This window comes from Aquimarina sp. AU119 (genome assembly GCF_900312735.1).
Classification (GTDB): domain Bacteria; phylum Bacteroidota; class Bacteroidia; order Flavobacteriales; family Flavobacteriaceae; genus Aquimarina; species Aquimarina algiphila.
Window position 1 is genome coordinate 1 of the sequence record NZ_OMPF01000033.1, and the last position, 15,621, is coordinate 15,621.

Genomic DNA, 15,621 nt, shown 5'->3' on the forward strand with positions numbered 1-15,621 from the left:
TGCCAAATGGTTTTGAAATTAGTTTTTCTATTTGTCAATATCGTTTGTTTTTATGTTGCCTAACGTTTAATATATGTGTCGTAGCAGGACAAAATGTTACCGTGCTTTTCGATTTTTCTGCGCATTGGTTGCTAACTTTTACTTTTTGCAAGCATTGCGCCTTACCAAATATACAAGAACCTCTCGATTTATCACTTAGCTGCTATGATCACATATATGGTGTTACAGTACGTTTTTTGTTTCTAAAATGCGTTGTGCTGCAGTTTTTGCTTCGTTCACATAACCGCTATTTTTATGTGCTATACTTTTCAATTCCGATTCAGGTTTTGATTGGAACTTTCGTTGATAACTCTCAATCAGTTTTTCCGTTTCTACATTCTTATTTATGAGATCCTGTTCCGTCAACTTTTTTTCGGGAAACATTTTGTTTAGTTGCTTTTTATTTAAAACAAGAAATATAATTAATAAAGCCAAAAACATTGGATTGAAATTAATGGGGCCAATGCCGAATACAATATTCCAATAATAAATATCAATTAAGTTTATAATTCCAAGTATCAACGACAATACGAATACATAAACAAACAGTTTTTTATTCTTAAAATAAAGTATTATTGAAATTCCAATTAAAGTAATTCCTAAATAGTGTTTATAATTCATTATGTATTCATTCAGGAATTTAGCTCCAATAGAGTAGAGTAGTAGAAGTATACAAATTAGTAATGGAATTACGTCTTTTTTAATCATATGTGCTGTAACGGTTAATATATGTGTCGTAGCAAGGTAAAAGTAAGCCTAAACCAATCGATCAATCTGCGCATTTTTATTTCTTATTCAATTTATAAAAATCTAGCGCCATTGCAAAAAGGAAATGACCTTTCGATCTAGCACTAAACTTTGCTCTGATTTTATATATAATGTTAGCGGTTTTTATTTTAATGGTAGATACTAGTAATAGCTCCACCTACTATATAGTGAAATTTTACTTTCCATCGGTTTTGCTCAAACCTTAATACATATGTAACATCTTCTGACTTTTTCAAATAATGTGTCGATATGGTTATTGCTCCATAATCTTTGTTATTTGAGAAAATAGGTGTTGAGATCCCGTAGTAAACTTTGTTTCCGGGTTTTTCATTCCGTAATATAGAACGACATTCTTTTTTAGAAATGTACTTAGCTTTAGATATTTTAAAGTCTGTCCAATTAATTATTTCTTTATTTTTAGGCAGATTGGTCATTAAATTCAACGGAAACTCTGAATCAAATCTTAAAAGTTCAATTTTTTCATGATTCTGTAATTCATAGTCATTATTCGTTAGAATAAAGCTTTTGTCTAATATATTATAATAACTATCTCCTTTTGGTAAAACTTGTTCCAAAACTTGATTGGTAAAATTTTCAAGTTCATTGTTTTGACAATTTACGTTGGGACTTATAAACAAGAATGTAATAAAAAATAATCGTTCCATACTTTTAGATATTACCGCTAACGTGTTTGTGTATGGTGCGTTTGCTTGCTGAAGGCGGCATATGCAATATACAAACTGTTGTGTGCTGTTTTTTAGTATGTTATAGAATCTTTTGCAGTCCCATCATCATATAAAATCCATTTTTCTAAACTTCCATTTTCTTTGTAATATTTTAATGTATCTTGATAGTAATCATTCCTTACATTTCCTTCAATTTTTTTAACTCCAGAATCGTAGTATATAGTAAAATCTCCATGATGCTTATTATTTACTTTTTTTGATCTCTCAATAACAACTCCGTTTTCATTATACATTATTAGATCACCATTTGCTTTAAAATTATTGAACTCGACTTCAACTTTTAATTTTCCATTTAGGTAATATCGAAATTCCTTTCCAGTTATATTATCTGTTATAGAATCAAAATCGATCAATTGCAATTTTTTAATATTTCCATTTTCATAAAATGTCTTGCTTGTATCACATTTTTTTCCGTACCAATATTTGTCAGATGATTTTAAGTTGCCATTTTCATAGTATTCTTTGGCTATGCCATGGAGTTCTCCATTTTTTATAAAATTTTTTTCTTCGAGATTCCCATTTTTAAAATAAATTATGCCTTCTCCAATTTGTTCACCCATTTCCCAATAAGAAACACTCTTTAATTTACCGTTTTCCCAATAGTTTTCTCTTTTTCCGTGTTCTATTCCATCTTTAAGTTCAATTTTTTGTCTTAATGAGCCATCTTCCTTTCTATATTTTTTCCATAGACCCTGCTCAAGATTATTTTCTATAACTCCTTCTTTGGTTAGAATTCCATTATTAGAATAATAACCTTTATAGTATCCGTTTTCATATTTTGATTCTATGACAGAGTCTGCTTTTCTCAGTACTGTTTTGATTAGTTTATCAGAATCTTTGTCGTAAAATTTTTCGGTCCTATTTGGAAAACTATCAATTACCTCAATTTCGCCGAATCGATTTCCATTATCAAAAAAGTATGTTAGTTTGCCTTGCTTATATTTAAAATTCGAATTCGTAATCACTTTTTGCCAATACCCTTTTTTACCTTTTTCTTTATAAAAAATATAATTAGCATTTCTATACTTAGTATCATTAATGTCTGTGGAACAGGAAAATGTTAATAGAAGAGAAATGAATGAGATAAATATTACTAAACTCCTTTTTTTCTGTTTCATTTATATTTTAAGTATCTGTTTCAATTACACACAACGTCCCTTGTATGTTGCGTTTGCTTGTCGAAGGCAGCATATGCAATATACAAACAAACTGTTGTACAACGTTTTTTATATTAATAAACTTCTTTCAAATTTATTCAAATGCGGTTTTAGAGATTTTATTGATTTTTTTCCTAAGTAAATGATTCTTAACCAGTTTTTATCATTCAAAACTGCTTGATTATTATGATCATTATTATCTGGTGATTCGTATTCAGAAAGCAATTTGTGCCATTCGGAAATCACTTCATATTCTGCTTTTGTCACCAATTCAGATTTTATGTGGTTCTCATATCCATCGGATAAATCCAAATCATCAAAGTAGGAGCAAATAAATTCAATAAAGGAATAGTATGGATTTGTGTTATTTAAATCAAGCCAAGTCTTTTTTTGATATTCTAAATTGGTTAAATCTTTCATCATTAAAACCCAATTCCTTCGCCAAGTTTCCCTATTTAATTTCAAGGTGTTTATTTCCATATTTTTGGGAACATCTTTTCTATAAAGAAACCCCCATAATTTCCCATCTGGTGTTTTGCTTTTATACTTAAATTTTACATAAGGTCTTGCTCCATCCATTGGAGAAAACTCTTCTCTCAAATACCCTCTTTCTTCTCTGCTCAACTCTCTTACACTACCATCTTCTTCCACATGTACATATTCAAATTCAGAATCGGGTGTTATTTCTATTTCCAATTCGTTTTCAGAGCTTAAATCTGATTTTTCAATTTGATTGCTATCCAAATTGTTCTTTTTTTTCTTTAAAAAATTGAGTATTCTCATTTTGGTTAAATGTTGTTATACAACTTTTTATTTACTTAATAGGGATTTCATTTTTTCATTAAAAATTAAAGTAATTTCATCCCATTTCATATCAATTTCGGTCATACTACAATCTCCTCCCAAATAGACAATTGCAACTTTTTTATTCAAAATTGTATCCATTCCAACTCCATAAATAGGTGCAATTCCACCAGATGTTTTTACTAAAGCGTATTTTTTTGATTTATAGAACTCAGATGATATGTGTTCAATGCGTCTTTTCAGTTCAGATGTTTCATTTTTATTCAGTCTTAACTCTTTACTGTTAGCATATGAATCCATACAGGAATAGATAGTATTTAATTCAGATTTAAGTTTCTTTTTTAAATTCTGTATTAAATCATTTTCCTCTAAATTCGAAATAGGATTTTTGATTATGTGAAACACCTGATTATCTCCAGCATCGATTTTATTTAATTCAGTCAAGAGTTTATTTTCTTGCGCATTTATGACAATAGAACAGAATAAAATTAAAAATGTTATTAGAGTCTTTTTCATATGTTGTACAGCGTTTTTTATTCAGTTTTCAACTTACTAAACTTTATTTCAATTTTTCCATTTCCATCTACGTCCAGATAGTCAATATATTTGTCCGTAAAATACGCTCTTTCACCAACTATTGGAATTGAATCTTGATATTCAAACTGGATAGAGTCTTTTTTTATCTGTGCTTTTCCTTTCCATATTTTCGATGTTCCAATTCCACGAGATTGATATTCAAATGTACTATCCTTATATATTGTCAGATGTATCCATCCAAGAGGAGCTTCCCTGTCCGCATAGAGAATAATGTTTTCCATATCAGGTTTTCCAGAGCAAGAAGCTAAGGTTATTAAAACTCCAATTATAATTACAAGTTTTTGCATATTTATAATGAGGTACAACGGTTAGTGTAAGGTATCGTAGCTGACGATAGGAAGCTATGCACTTTACACATTGTTATGCTTATTTTTCTGTTTGTATTACGATTCCTCCAAATCTGGCTTCTGTAGCAATAAAGCGCTTTCCTTCAATAAAACAAAGCTTTTGCCATTGGCTAGTATCTTCTTTAACTATCTCGCCGTCTTTTTTGTAGGTTATTCTTAGACCACCAGACATTCCAATATTTGAAAAAGAAAGTTCAAGGCCACTTTCATCTGTGATTTTTTTTGCAGAACAGTTGCTACATATATATTTAGGGTATCTTGGATAATAAGAAACTGGACTCTTACAATTTGAACAGAATTGCTTGTATTCTTTTGGCTTTACACTGTCACGTTCATAAAAATGATTTTCCCACTGTTGTATTTTATTGTACTCATCAAAAGAGAAATCGTGATTTTTTCTAAGTTCATTAAAAAACTCAACAACAAACTTTTTAAGCAGCTGATTAGATTTTGAACCATCTCTTTTACTATTAAAAGTTGAGTGATTTAAAAACCACATTTTATCAGTAAGAAATTCGGAAACAAAATCCTGTATTGAACTAAATGATTTTTCGAGAGAATAATTAAGAGAATTCCACTCTAAGTCATATCTAAAACTTACTGACACTTTTAGCAATTGAAAAACTGAATCACTATAGATAAGTTTGAAAATATCCTCCGAGTTGTAGTATTCTAGTATAATATCTCCATCTTCTAATTTATCTAGTTCTAGTGCAAGGAATTCTTTAAGAGTTGGCATTGCATCAAGTTCGGCTTTTCTTTTCTCTAGTTCTTCTTTTTCTCTGTAAAGTCTCTCAAGTGCTGTTTCTCTTTTTTCTTTTTGAAACGCTATTCCTTTTCCAGAAGAAAGAGTTTTACCTGAAGATAAATCCATTAACTCCTCCTTAATTGAATCAGAATCTCTCTCTTCATTGTGGACTCTGGTCGTAACTAATTTGTATTTACCATCTTTACTTATCAATTCATTAGGTTCATAAGAAAAGAATTTGGACCATTTCTCTCGGGGTAATATGTCACCATTATTGGGGTCAATAATGTATTCTTTGGTTGGAATTATTCTGCTTCCAAATCCGGTATCTTTCCAATTTGATTCATTCTCGTCACTTGTCGAAATAACAAGTAATCCAGATTCAAAATCAATAAATGACTGAGAAATTTTCCATCCAAGTTCTGGTACCAATACGAAATTACCGAATTCACACTTTCGTTTTTTCAATATGGTGCTTTTTAGGACTTTCATTTAATTAAGCATAAAGGTTAATATATGTGTCGTAGCTGGGCAAAATGTTACCTAGCTTTTCGATTTTTCTGCGCATTGGTTGCTAACTTTTACTTTTTGCAAGCATTGCGCCTTACCAAATATACAAGAACCTCTCGATTTATCACTTTGCTGCTATCATCACATATATAGTGTTGTCGATTGTTTTAATTTTAAAAATTAGTAGTTTTTTCAAGTAGTAAGGCTACTCCTTCAGTCAAGGTCGTCATTTCTCCTTTTAACCATCCATCACAAAATTCCTTTTTTGAGTATTTAATTTTTCCGTGAGCAGGATCCGCAATCGAAACAGAATCTAGATTTACTTCATATACCACTACATAATGATTACTATTCCAATGAACTATTGCTGGTAATGGTGCTTCATTTACTAATTGCTCAAAAGAAATTTTTACCCCAAGGTTTTTTAATCCGATACTTTCGGCAGCTTCGCTTAAACCAAGTAATGAGGTTCCATTACTTTCCATTCCTGATAATTTTTCCAATTCATTTATTTCAACATCTTTACCATAATATTGACTAATCATTTTTAAACAAACTGGTCCACATTGAACAGGAGTTTCCTGAAGTAGTATTGGGAAATCTTTATTTTTTACCGAGTTATTGCAACCTAATAGAGTTGTAATTATTAATAGAAAGAGTAATAGTTTAATTCTCATTTTGACTGATAATTATCGACAACGGTTGAAATAAAAAGTCGTTTTAATGCTTTTTATTTTTTGTTATAACTTGTTTTCCCTTTTCTATATCTATCGAAAATTTCAATAATTGGAAGGTCGTCTTTTTCCCAACAAATTATTTTAACCAATTCATGTATAGATGCTCCCCCCATATTTGAATGATCCATGTCAGCTCCTCTCAATAAGAGTAAATTCACTATTTCGATGTCATAAGGTTTAATTTCAAATACTAAACGTAGTGGAGTATCTCCTTCATTACTTACAGTATTAATTTCTGCGCCCGCGTCAAGTAAGCATTTAGCTACTTTTTTATTTTTCGTTCTTGCTGCGTAATGTAGCGGTGAATATCCATAGCAATCTATACCGTTTATATCAACCCCATTTTTAATTAAATGAGTAATCATCTCTATTTTGGGTTCTAAAGTAACGGATACTAATGCCCTATGAAGTAAATTCCAACGCTCTTTCTCAGTAACGCTATGAATATCATATCCATTTTGGATTAGGAAATCAAATTTTTCAATATCTCCCAGAAACATAGCTCTTGAAATTTCTCTACTCATTATCTTGAATTAGTTATAACGTCTCGTATAAGAAACGTAGGGCAGTTGATAAGCAATACGTTTCGGGTTGGTACTAAGCCAAATATAAATATTTTGCTTTTATCATTTTTCGTAAATGCCAAATTTTATATTTGGCGACTTTGCAAATAGACACAGACCTTACGATTAAGCACAAAAGCCTAATGTTTTCTTATACAATGTTAGCAAACGTTTTTATTTACTTAATGGGTCTGATTGTTTATAACATTCCTTTATCTGATTATTGGTCAATAGATAAATCTGGGCAAAGGCCGACTTTTTATCGGAATATCCTGAAATATCTTCTTTATTCTCCTTTATCCATTTAATAGCCACATCTACAATCCTCTTATTTGCTTTGATATGCCCATAATCGCCGGTAATACTGGTTACCATTGCGGGTAGCTCTAATCTAGGCTCGGGTGCGAAAATAATTTGTGAAAGTTTTCCTCGAAATTCTCGTATTTCATTGCTCCAACCTTCAAATGCTTTTGGCATATATTTCTGATCAATGCTGTGTCTACCTTCATGTGCAAGCATGGAAGCTTCAGTTCTATATTGCTCGTATTTAGACAAGAATGCTAATTTTAAATCCTTTCCTGATAATCCTTTTGAGACAAGGTCGCTATATAAATCATTAATAGCATCGAATCTTAATTTTTTAGCTAAACCCTTTGACACTTCTAACCGATTTTCAGTGGAATTATTCAAAAACTCATTGATTACTTTTTCTGTCTTAGTCCGTTCAATAGAATCTGTAACCATTTTCCAAGCATTGATAGGTTCACTCAAGTACGCCTCCCTTACCCGTATTATCTCATTATCCGTAGCCCATCCACCAATAGCTTTATGTTCCCAAAACCAGCTTGAAAAACCATTTGAAACCATCATGTCTATTTGAGTATAAGTAAATTCAGGCTTATAACCATATTGTTCCACTTTTGCTCTTTCTTGATTTACTATGTGACCAAGCGCTAAAACATAACCACTATAATTTCCAGTTCCACCTGTAAAACCTCTAGCCCCATAATGTTCTTCGGTTTCTTTTAAAAAATCATCTTCGCTATATTCATTCTGTGCTGTAAATGAGAGTTTATCCCAAAGTTCTTTTCTTTTATTACTTAACCATTCTATATAGATAGTTTCTTCTTCTTGCCCAATAGCAATCAAGCGATAATATTCATTGGTCTTTTTTTCAACTTCATCCAGAAATTGTGCGTATGTAATTACATCTCTTGTTTTTGAATTGTAGCCCGTTTCATAATTATTATTGATATAAGCCGGTATAAATTCATAAAACCTCGATGATGATAGCGCATCAATTAACACTTCCTGATTTGAAACAGATAATTTATTTCCGTTCCAATTTTTACAAACTTGATGTAGCTTACTAGCCGAGCTTTTTAAATATGGACTAACCTGTTGGATATCATGAATTTGAAAATAAGATTGCCACGCTTTTATTATATTATCACCATCATTATTTAATAAAGCAATACCTAGTAAGAGTTTAGAAGGGACAGGTAAACCCGCATCAGTTTCTAAAGTCTTAGAAAGTAATTCAGTAGTTTTCGTTAGTAAGCTTGAATCGATTGACGCCCTGATAATTAGTTGATCTACCGAATAAGTGTATACTACATTTGCATATTCGGTATTTGCTTTATTTACTTCATTTTCTGATTGTGCAAACGCTCTAGCTTTTAATGCAGCATGTAACGCATCATTGAAATGTTGTGATTCTCTTTCAATTCTACTGATAAGCATCCAAGTTTGGTGTTTTTCACTGCCAATGGAATCAGCTTTTAGTAATCTTTCTTTTGCTAAAGCATAATTTTGATAATATTTCCAGTCCTGGAGTGCCAATCTTCTTAATGCTTTACACTTTTGTTCATCCTGAATCATATTGCTGGTTAGGATAGATTCTAATATGACATGTGACGCTTTCAAGTTGAAATGGTCATAAGCTGCATCCGAAGATGCTATTGTATTCTCTTGTCCCTTAGTTGTCGAATGTATTGAAAATAAGAGTGCTAAAAAGAGTAATCGCCTCATCTTGGTTTTATTTTTTATGTTCTATGAACAATTAGATGACCAAATTAAACCTGAAGGACAAGTTAAAATTGTACCAGATTAACTATTTTAAAAGCATCCTAAATTGATGTGGTGTAATCTTATTAAAAGCTTTGAATGTCTTTATAAAATGAGATTCATCAAAAAAGCCACAATCTGAGGCTATTTGCACAATGGAATCTCTATCAATAAATAGTTTTTTTGTAGCACTTTTTACTTTTTTATCCATCTGATATTGTCCTATAGTAACCCCAAAATGTTCCTTAAAAACTCTGGACATATAATTTGGGTGAACAAAAACACGTTCTGATAAAGACTTCAAAGAGTGATTTTCTTCTGTTTCATTGTTTAAGATTCTAATCAATTTACTCAACCAGGGTTTTCTTAATGGTGTATTTACTCTGTCCTCGTTTATTATTATGTTTTGTAACAACTCTTCAAAAAAATCAATTTGATGATGCTTCAAAAAGTCAATAAGCAGATGTAATATCAAAGGATGGTTTTGAATATTTTTAATGTATGGTTTTATCTCCTGAGAATTTATATCCAGTTTGTCAAACCACTCAGGGCGAAACTCTATATTCAAACACTTAGTCTTGTCTGTTATAAATTGGTTTTTATGGTTGTAATATGCAGGTCTATATAAGATATTACTCGGATAAATGATTTTTTGCGAAACAGGGGTTACCTCAGAATAAAGCCCAGAGAGTAGAATACTTAGATAGGAATTACTATGGGCGTGGAATTTAGATTTAGACATCTCGTGTAGCGTACTTTTAACCGAAATCATATCAGTTTCATAGGATTTTATAGTTTGTCCTAAGTATTGACCGTTATATAGTATTTTCATTCATTAAAATGCTTGCTAACGTTTAGCTATGCGTAGTGCGGAAGCAGAAAATCATTGATTTTCGAGCTATCACTTAGCCAAAGTTTATGTTTTGTTTTTATCTTTTTCTAAAATACTAAATTTAATACTTTGGCGACAAACCAAATAGGCAACAACCTTTCGGTCAATCTCAAATCCGCATTATTGCATAGGTGTTGTTACCACATGTTTTTTATTCCTTTTGTTTTATCTAAAATCTAAAATCACTGAGTCCTTAACTTTTATATAAATCAGATTATCATTATTATATAATTCTGTTGTATCTCCTTTGACTTCAGTCCGAACAAAGTCAGATTCAATAAATGTCTTTTTGTTTGAGTCTAAATAAATTGGAATTGCTACATATAAAAAACAGCAGGTTATAATTAAGCTATTAGAAATTATTATACCTTTTAACTTATCAGTTCTTTCCTTAAAAAAGAAAATTCCAGCGCTTGTCAATGTCCAAATAAGTCCAACAACTAACGTCAAAAATAAGATTAGATGATGAAATCCAGGTGCGTGAATGTATGGGTTTTCAATAATCGTGTAAGCAATTCCTGCAATTCCAAATCCTATTCCGTAAAACAGCAATGTTTTTAAAATTCCTTTTTTCATTTTATCCACTAAAAGTTTCCGTTGGTAAATACAGATAGATAATTGCTGAAATTATATGAATTCCAATTAGGTAATATTTCCATTTAGGTCTTTTAGTCATAATTAGAGCATAAATGGGAATTTGAACAATTGCTAATATTGTTGGGAAAATTCCAATTCCGTTTTTAGACAAAATTGCAATTATCATTGTGAACGGATAAAATATTTTAGCAAATAAATTTGTTCCGTGTCCAGCTCTCATTGATAAAGTGACAAATGCTAAAATCATTAGTGTAAATAATATTGTTAGTATCGTTTTTTTAAAATGTGTGGTGACGGTTGAAATAAAAAGTCGTTTTAATGCTTTTTATTTTTTGTTATAACTTGTTTTCCCTTTTCTATATCTATCGAAAATTTCAATAATTGGAAGGTCGTCTTTTTCCCAACAAATTATTTTAACCAATTCATGTATAGATGCTCCCCCCATATTTGAATGATCCATGTCAGCTCCTCTCAATAAGAGTAAATTCACTATTTCGATGTCATAAGGTTTAATTTCAAATACTAAACGTAGTGGAGTATCTCCTTCATTACTTACAGTATTAATTTCTGCGCCCGCGTCAAGTAAGCATTTAGCTACTTTTTTATTTTTCGTTCTTGCTGCGTAATGTAGCGGTGAATATCCATAGCAATCTATACCGTTTATATCAACCCCATTTTTAATTAAATGAGTAATCATCTCTATTTTGGGTTCTAAAGTAACAGATACTAATGCCCTATGAAGTAAATTCCAACGCTCTTTCTCAGTAACGCTATGAATATCATATCCATTTTGGATTAGGAAATCAAATTTTTCAATATCTCCCAGAAACATAGCTCTTGAAATTTCTCTACTCATTATCTTGAATTAGTTATAACGGCTCTTGTATGGTATGTTTGCATCCCGCAGGGTGCATATGTACTATACAAATTGTTGTACAGCGTTTTTATATTTTTTTCAATTGCGGCTTTACCTTGTTAAAGAATACTTTGTAATCGTTATTAGTATCCATTCTTGTTATTCCTGGAAATCCACAGTTATCAAAACATATTCTTAAATAATTTATAAATGATGTTTCGTTTGGTTCATTCATAAATTTTGCATCAATAGTTGGTTTTCTTGTTATTTCTATGGCATAAGGTTGTCCACCACTAACATTGTCTTTATGTAAATTATCTGCCGATAAATTAAGGAATGCACATCCAAATTCATCATCATCTGCGTATCGTTGAATATCCTCTTTCCAATATTCAGATGTTACTTCTTCTACAAGACTATCAAGACTAGAAATTTGAATAGGGTCTGCCATTTCCCATATAAATTTATCATTTGTTTCAAAATCCCAAATAAAATTTACCCCGCCAACTATTTGATAAAAATATTTTAATGATATTGGAACAAAACCAAAATCTTTAACAGCAAATTCTAATTCCTTAATTAACCATTCAGTATTTTCAAGTGGCAAATGTAATGGTTTTTCAAAATTGAATTCAAAATCAGTTTTAAAGAGATAACCAATCTCAATAAGTTCTTTATAGATGATATTAAGATTGAATAAAACTCTTTCGAAAGTTTCCTTCATTACTTTTTCAATCTCTTTTATATGAGAATCATCAAATGCATTAGAACCTAGTTTATAAATGTCATCATAGACAGCTTTGGTTTCTCCATTTAAATATCTTTCGTGTAGATTCATATTTTTTACAATGCTGTACAACGTTTAATATATGTGTCGTAGCAGGGCAAAATGCTACCATTTTTTTCGACTTTTCTGCGCACTGATCGCTAACTTTTCCATTCTGTGAGCATTGCGCCTTCATAAATATACACAAACCAATCGATTGATCACTTTGCTGCTATGATCAGATATATAGTGTTGTACAGCGTTTTTTATTCAGTTTTCAACTTACTAAACTTTATTTCAATTTTTCCATTTCCATCTACGTCCAGATAGTCAATATATTTGTCCGTAAAATACGCTCTTTCACCAACTATTGGAATTGAATCTTGATATTCAAACTGGATAGAGTCTTTTTTTATCTGTGCTTTTCCTTTCCATATTTTCGATGTTCCAATTCCACGAGATTGATATTCAAATGTACTATCCTTATATATTGTCAGATGTATCCATCCAAGAGGAGCTTCCCTGTCCGCATAGAGAATAATGTTTTCCATATCAGGTTTTCCAGAGCAAGAAGCTAAGGTTATTAAAACTCCAATTATAATTACAAGTTTTTGCATATTCATAATGCGGTACAACGTTAAGTGTATGTTTTGTTTGGTGATAATCGTTTGCGCAGCGATAGCGAAGACAAACTATTTACCAAATGTAATATACACAGTGTTGTACGTAGTATTTTAATCAATAAGTTTTGATGTAAAGTTAGGAGTATAAGTTCGTATTAGATTTTCCATGAATTGTTTTTTCTGTTGTTCATTTTCAAAATACTTTTCATTATCTTCTTCATCTTTCATTAATTCAAGGAATTCACTTTTATATTTTTTAGTCTTTTTGTAAAGTTCAAATTGTTCATCCATAAACTCCTTATACTTTTCATTTCCATATATTCTTCTTTCATGCTCTATTCCATCCTGAACCTCAATTAATAATCGATTTCTATTTTTATATGATTCCTCTAAATCTATATGTACTATCAAAACCCCAGAATACAAATCCATCAATATTTTATCTTCATTAGGGAAAACCTTATTGAATACAGATATCATTTCTGTTTTCAAACTCTTACCAGAGTTTTCTTTCTTTATATTAATTTTTATATCGATTAAATATAATTTGTCGTTTATTAAATTAAAGGTTGCAATATAGCCTCTGTGAAGAGCGCTAGATGTTATATTTGTTTTTGGTTTTTTTTCAGGATATTTTTCAAAATATGGTTCTAAAGGATTGCCTTTGAATATATATTCTATTCCATCAATAAATATTTTATCAGGATATTGACCAGTTGCCTGAATATTTTGTGTGAAAATTGTCAAGATAAATAAAAATATTATTGTTAAATAGTTTTTCATATTACGTACAACGTTTAATATATGTGTCGTAGCAGAGCAAAATGTTACCCTGCTTTTTGATTTTTCTGCGTAGTGATTGCTAACTTTTCCATTTTGCAAGCATTGCGCCTTCATAAAGATACACGAACCAATCGATTGATCACTTTGCTGCTATGGCACATATATGTTGTTGTGCAATGTATTCTTTTTTAGTTTTTATTGCGTAATGAATTTTCCAAAAACTGATTAAATTCTTCCATTCCGTTTGGTTCCAGAAAAACCACTTTCTTTTGTAATCCGATTGGTGTTTTCTTGCCTAGGTTACTAATAATTTCTAGAGGCCAAGTAAAACTAAAATCAGTTGGCATAATAAATTTATTCAGATTGATATTTCCCTCAATTACATTTGAATAATACACTTTATTGTTCTCACTTAACTTAAATCGAATTTTGGTTTTAAAATCTCCATTATACTTTGTCGATTTAGTCTCAATTACTCCATTCGGCTCAATTTTTATTTCCCCAAAACTGTTTCCACAATCAGAGCTTTCCCAATATTCTATTGGTTTCCAAATTCCTTCTTTATCCATTGCTTCTTGTAGAATGTGAATTTTGTAATCCTGATGAGAAATTGAAATTGTGTCAGAAGTATTATTTTGAATATAAACTGAAATTTTTCCGTCAGCGTTTGGTGATGCAATCAGTTTAAATTCCTCGTCGCTTTTTAATTTGGATTCGCATTGTTTGGCTAATTCAGCGTTAGCAGTAAAATCAGAATTGTAGTTATTTTGATTTACGCTCATTTCAGATTGCTGTGCATTTAAAAGATTGCACAGAAGTGTTAATAATATTCCAATTTTAATTTTCAAGTATTCAGTTCTTATATGTTGCACAACGTTTAATATATGTGTCGTAGCAGGGCAAATTGTTACCTTGTTTTTCGGTTTTTCCGCGCATTGGTTGCTAACTTTTATTTTCTGCAAGCATTGCACTATACCAAAAATACAATAACCAATCGATTGATCAATTAGCTGCTATGATCACATATATCATGTTGTGTGACGTTATTAATTTTCAAATAATCCGATAACAAGATTATCAAAATCTTTCCACCAATACATTGGACTTGTTCCTTTTTTTGATTGTACAGCAATATTTTTTCTTAATACTTTTAACCTCTCTTTAGGTTCAGCATCTCTCTTTCCATATGGTGATAAATAAAATTGCCCTGATGGTTCAATTTTTAGAAATCCATCATCGATTCCACCATCCGAATCTAAATTTTTAAGTTCCAAATTGTCCAATTCAATCAATTCAGGAATTGTATTTTCATAAAAGTCCAAAGTTTCGATTAATGGATATCTATCTCCACATTGATCTTGTCTTATTTGAATAACTTTTAGGATTATAAATTTGTCGTTTTTTAATTGATACGAAATTAGATCTCCTTTCTCGAATGTAGTTTCCCTAATGAAAGGTTTAGCTATCTTTTTAGGCTTTGGCTGTTCACTAAGAAGTTGAATTTTTAATTTTTCGAGAACTAATTTTCTTTTTTTTAGTTCTTTGTCATCTTCTTTCCATCTTTTTAAATCTTGACCGCTTTCAATAATCTCCAGAGCTTTCACTTTTACACTATCCAACAACCTACCCAAATTCCATTGCGTGGATGCTAGAGATAACCAAAAAACCGAGGAATCATCTTGATCATTTATTTCTTCCACGTAATCGTCCAAAATTTCATTGGTAGCTTCTTGAGAAGTTTTTCCTAAGCCTATTTTATTTCTGAATTCTGATTTAATGTCTGAAGCTAAATCATCTGAAAATATTGCCGTTCCCCAAGTTCCCATAAATTTTGTTTTAATGACACACAACGCCAAATATATTGAATCGGAGCAAGGCAAGCATACCTAAACCGATCGATCTATCTGCGCATTTTTATTTCTTGTTTAATTTATAAAAATCTAGCGCCACTGCAAAAAGGAAATGACCTTTTGATCTAGCCTTAAATTGCTCTGATTTCATATATAATGTTAGCAAATCGT

General features: G+C 30.8%; 18 protein-coding genes. All 18 read right to left on the reverse strand.

The genetic code is table 11. The annotated features are described in order from the left end of the window. Positions 1-222 precede the first annotated feature (222 nt). Positions 223-660, reverse strand: coding sequence for a hypothetical protein (locus tag DK442_RS25015; RefSeq protein ID WP_160114349.1), 438 nt, complete (start codon positions 658-660; stop codon positions 223-225). Positions 661-935: 275 nt separating this feature from the next. Next, a complete protein-coding gene (locus DK442_RS25020) occupies positions 936-1,472 on the reverse strand; it encodes a hypothetical protein (protein ID WP_109438660.1) in 537 nt (178 codons plus the stop codon). A gap of 92 nt (positions 1,473-1,564) precedes the next feature. Further along, positions 1,565-2,671 carry a toxin-antitoxin system YwqK family antitoxin gene (locus tag DK442_RS25025; protein WP_109438661.1) on the reverse strand — a complete coding sequence of 369 codons (1,107 nt, stop codon included), beginning with the start codon at positions 2,669-2,671 and terminating at the stop codon, positions 1,565-1,567. Between the two features lie 108 nt (positions 2,672-2,779). Further along, on the reverse strand, positions 2,780-3,493 hold the full coding sequence (locus tag DK442_RS25030) for a hypothetical protein (protein WP_109438662.1): 714 nt from the start codon (positions 3,491-3,493) through the stop codon (positions 2,780-2,782). A 27-nt stretch (positions 3,494-3,520) separates the two neighbouring features. Further along, positions 3,521-4,030, reverse strand: coding sequence for a hypothetical protein (locus DK442_RS25035; protein WP_109438663.1), 510 nt, complete (start codon positions 4,028-4,030; stop codon positions 3,521-3,523). Between the two features lie 17 nt (positions 4,031-4,047). Beyond that, positions 4,048-4,398 carry a hypothetical protein gene (locus DK442_RS25040; RefSeq protein ID WP_109438664.1) on the reverse strand — a complete coding sequence of 117 codons (351 nt, stop codon included), beginning with the start codon at positions 4,396-4,398 and terminating at the stop codon, positions 4,048-4,050. Positions 4,399-4,477: 79 nt separating this feature from the next. Then, positions 4,478-5,674: a hypothetical protein gene (locus DK442_RS25045; RefSeq protein WP_160114350.1), complete on the reverse strand. Its 1,197-nt coding sequence runs from the start codon at positions 5,672-5,674 to the stop codon at positions 4,478-4,480. Between the two features lie 215 nt (positions 5,675-5,889). Then, positions 5,890-6,393, reverse strand: coding sequence for a cysteine peptidase family C39 domain-containing protein (locus DK442_RS25050; RefSeq protein WP_109438666.1), 504 nt, complete (start codon positions 6,391-6,393; stop codon positions 5,890-5,892). Positions 6,394-6,446: 53 nt separating this feature from the next. Next, positions 6,447-6,977, reverse strand: coding sequence for an ankyrin repeat domain-containing protein (locus tag DK442_RS25055; RefSeq protein WP_109438667.1), 531 nt, complete (start codon positions 6,975-6,977; stop codon positions 6,447-6,449). A 213-nt stretch (positions 6,978-7,190) separates the two neighbouring features. Beyond that, entirely contained in the window at positions 7,191-9,047 is a 1,857-nt protein-coding gene (locus DK442_RS25060; RefSeq protein ID WP_109438668.1) for a hypothetical protein, read from the reverse strand. Between the two features lie 82 nt (positions 9,048-9,129). After that, positions 9,130-9,915 (reverse strand): AraC family transcriptional regulator, encoded by a 786-nt coding sequence (locus DK442_RS25065; protein ID WP_109438669.1) that lies wholly within the window; start codon positions 9,913-9,915, stop codon positions 9,130-9,132. Between the two features lie 225 nt (positions 9,916-10,140). Continuing rightward, positions 10,141-10,551: a hypothetical protein gene (locus tag DK442_RS25070; protein WP_109438670.1), complete on the reverse strand. Its 411-nt coding sequence runs from the start codon at positions 10,549-10,551 to the stop codon at positions 10,141-10,143. 346 nt (positions 10,552-10,897) lie between these two features. Next, positions 10,898-11,428, reverse strand: a complete 531-nt coding sequence (locus DK442_RS25080) for an ankyrin repeat domain-containing protein (protein ID WP_109438667.1) — start codon at positions 11,426-11,428, stop codon at positions 10,898-10,900. An 88-nt stretch (positions 11,429-11,516) separates the two neighbouring features. Then, positions 11,517-12,266, reverse strand: coding sequence for a hypothetical protein (locus tag DK442_RS25085; RefSeq protein ID WP_109438672.1), 750 nt, complete (start codon positions 12,264-12,266; stop codon positions 11,517-11,519). 194 nt (positions 12,267-12,460) lie between these two features. After that, the gene (locus DK442_RS25090) at positions 12,461-12,811 is read right to left on the reverse strand and encodes a hypothetical protein (protein ID WP_109438664.1); all 351 of its coding nucleotides are present in this window, start codon (positions 12,809-12,811) and stop codon (positions 12,461-12,463) included. A 117-nt stretch (positions 12,812-12,928) separates the two neighbouring features. Continuing rightward, entirely contained in the window at positions 12,929-13,600 is a 672-nt protein-coding gene (locus DK442_RS25095; protein ID WP_109438673.1) for a hypothetical protein, read from the reverse strand. Between the two features lie 188 nt (positions 13,601-13,788). After that, positions 13,789-14,448, reverse strand: coding sequence for a hypothetical protein (locus tag DK442_RS25100; protein ID WP_160114351.1), 660 nt, complete (start codon positions 14,446-14,448; stop codon positions 13,789-13,791). Positions 14,449-14,646: 198 nt separating this feature from the next. Continuing rightward, the gene (locus DK442_RS25105) at positions 14,647-15,426 is read right to left on the reverse strand and encodes a hypothetical protein (RefSeq protein WP_109438675.1); all 780 of its coding nucleotides are present in this window, start codon (positions 15,424-15,426) and stop codon (positions 14,647-14,649) included. Between the last annotated feature and the right edge of the window lie 195 nt (positions 15,427-15,621).

Excerpts from the sequence above, each read along its gene's own strand:
- DK442_RS25015 (WP_160114349.1), bottom strand. The coding sequence starts at position 660 with ATGAATTATAAACACTATTTAGGAATTACTTTAATTGGAATTTCAATA.
- DK442_RS25020 (WP_109438660.1), bottom strand. The coding sequence starts at position 1,472 with ATGGAACGATTATTTTTTATTACATTCTTGTTTATAAGTCCCAACGTA.
- DK442_RS25025 (WP_109438661.1), bottom strand. The coding sequence starts at position 2,671 with ATGAAACAGAAAAAAAGGAGTTTAGTAATATTTATCTCATTCATTTCT.
- DK442_RS25030 (WP_109438662.1), bottom strand. The coding sequence starts at position 3,493 with ATGAGAATACTCAATTTTTTAAAGAAAAAAAAGAACAATTTGGATAGC.
- DK442_RS25035 (WP_109438663.1), bottom strand. The coding sequence starts at position 4,030 with ATGAAAAAGACTCTAATAACATTTTTAATTTTATTCTGTTCTATTGTC.
- DK442_RS25040 (WP_109438664.1), bottom strand. The coding sequence starts at position 4,398 with ATGCAAAAACTTGTAATTATAATTGGAGTTTTAATAACCTTAGCTTCT.
- DK442_RS25050 (WP_109438666.1), bottom strand. The coding sequence starts at position 6,393 with ATGAGAATTAAACTATTACTCTTTCTATTAATAATTACAACTCTATTA.
- DK442_RS25055 (WP_109438667.1), bottom strand. The coding sequence starts at position 6,977 with ATGAGTAGAGAAATTTCAAGAGCTATGTTTCTGGGAGATATTGAAAAA.
- DK442_RS25060 (WP_109438668.1), bottom strand. The coding sequence starts at position 9,047 with ATGAGGCGATTACTCTTTTTAGCACTCTTATTTTCAATACATTCGACA.
- DK442_RS25065 (WP_109438669.1), bottom strand. The coding sequence starts at position 9,915 with ATGAAAATACTATATAACGGTCAATACTTAGGACAAACTATAAAATCC.
- DK442_RS25070 (WP_109438670.1), bottom strand. The coding sequence starts at position 10,551 with ATGAAAAAAGGAATTTTAAAAACATTGCTGTTTTACGGAATAGGATTT.
- DK442_RS25080 (WP_109438667.1), bottom strand. The coding sequence starts at position 11,428 with ATGAGTAGAGAAATTTCAAGAGCTATGTTTCTGGGAGATATTGAAAAA.
- DK442_RS25085 (WP_109438672.1), bottom strand. The coding sequence starts at position 12,266 with ATGAATCTACACGAAAGATATTTAAATGGAGAAACCAAAGCTGTCTAT.
- DK442_RS25090 (WP_109438664.1), bottom strand. The coding sequence starts at position 12,811 with ATGCAAAAACTTGTAATTATAATTGGAGTTTTAATAACCTTAGCTTCT.
- DK442_RS25095 (WP_109438673.1), bottom strand. The coding sequence starts at position 13,600 with ATGAAAAACTATTTAACAATAATATTTTTATTTATCTTGACAATTTTC.
- DK442_RS25105 (WP_109438675.1), bottom strand. The coding sequence starts at position 15,426 with ATGGGAACTTGGGGAACGGCAATATTTTCAGATGATTTAGCTTCAGAC.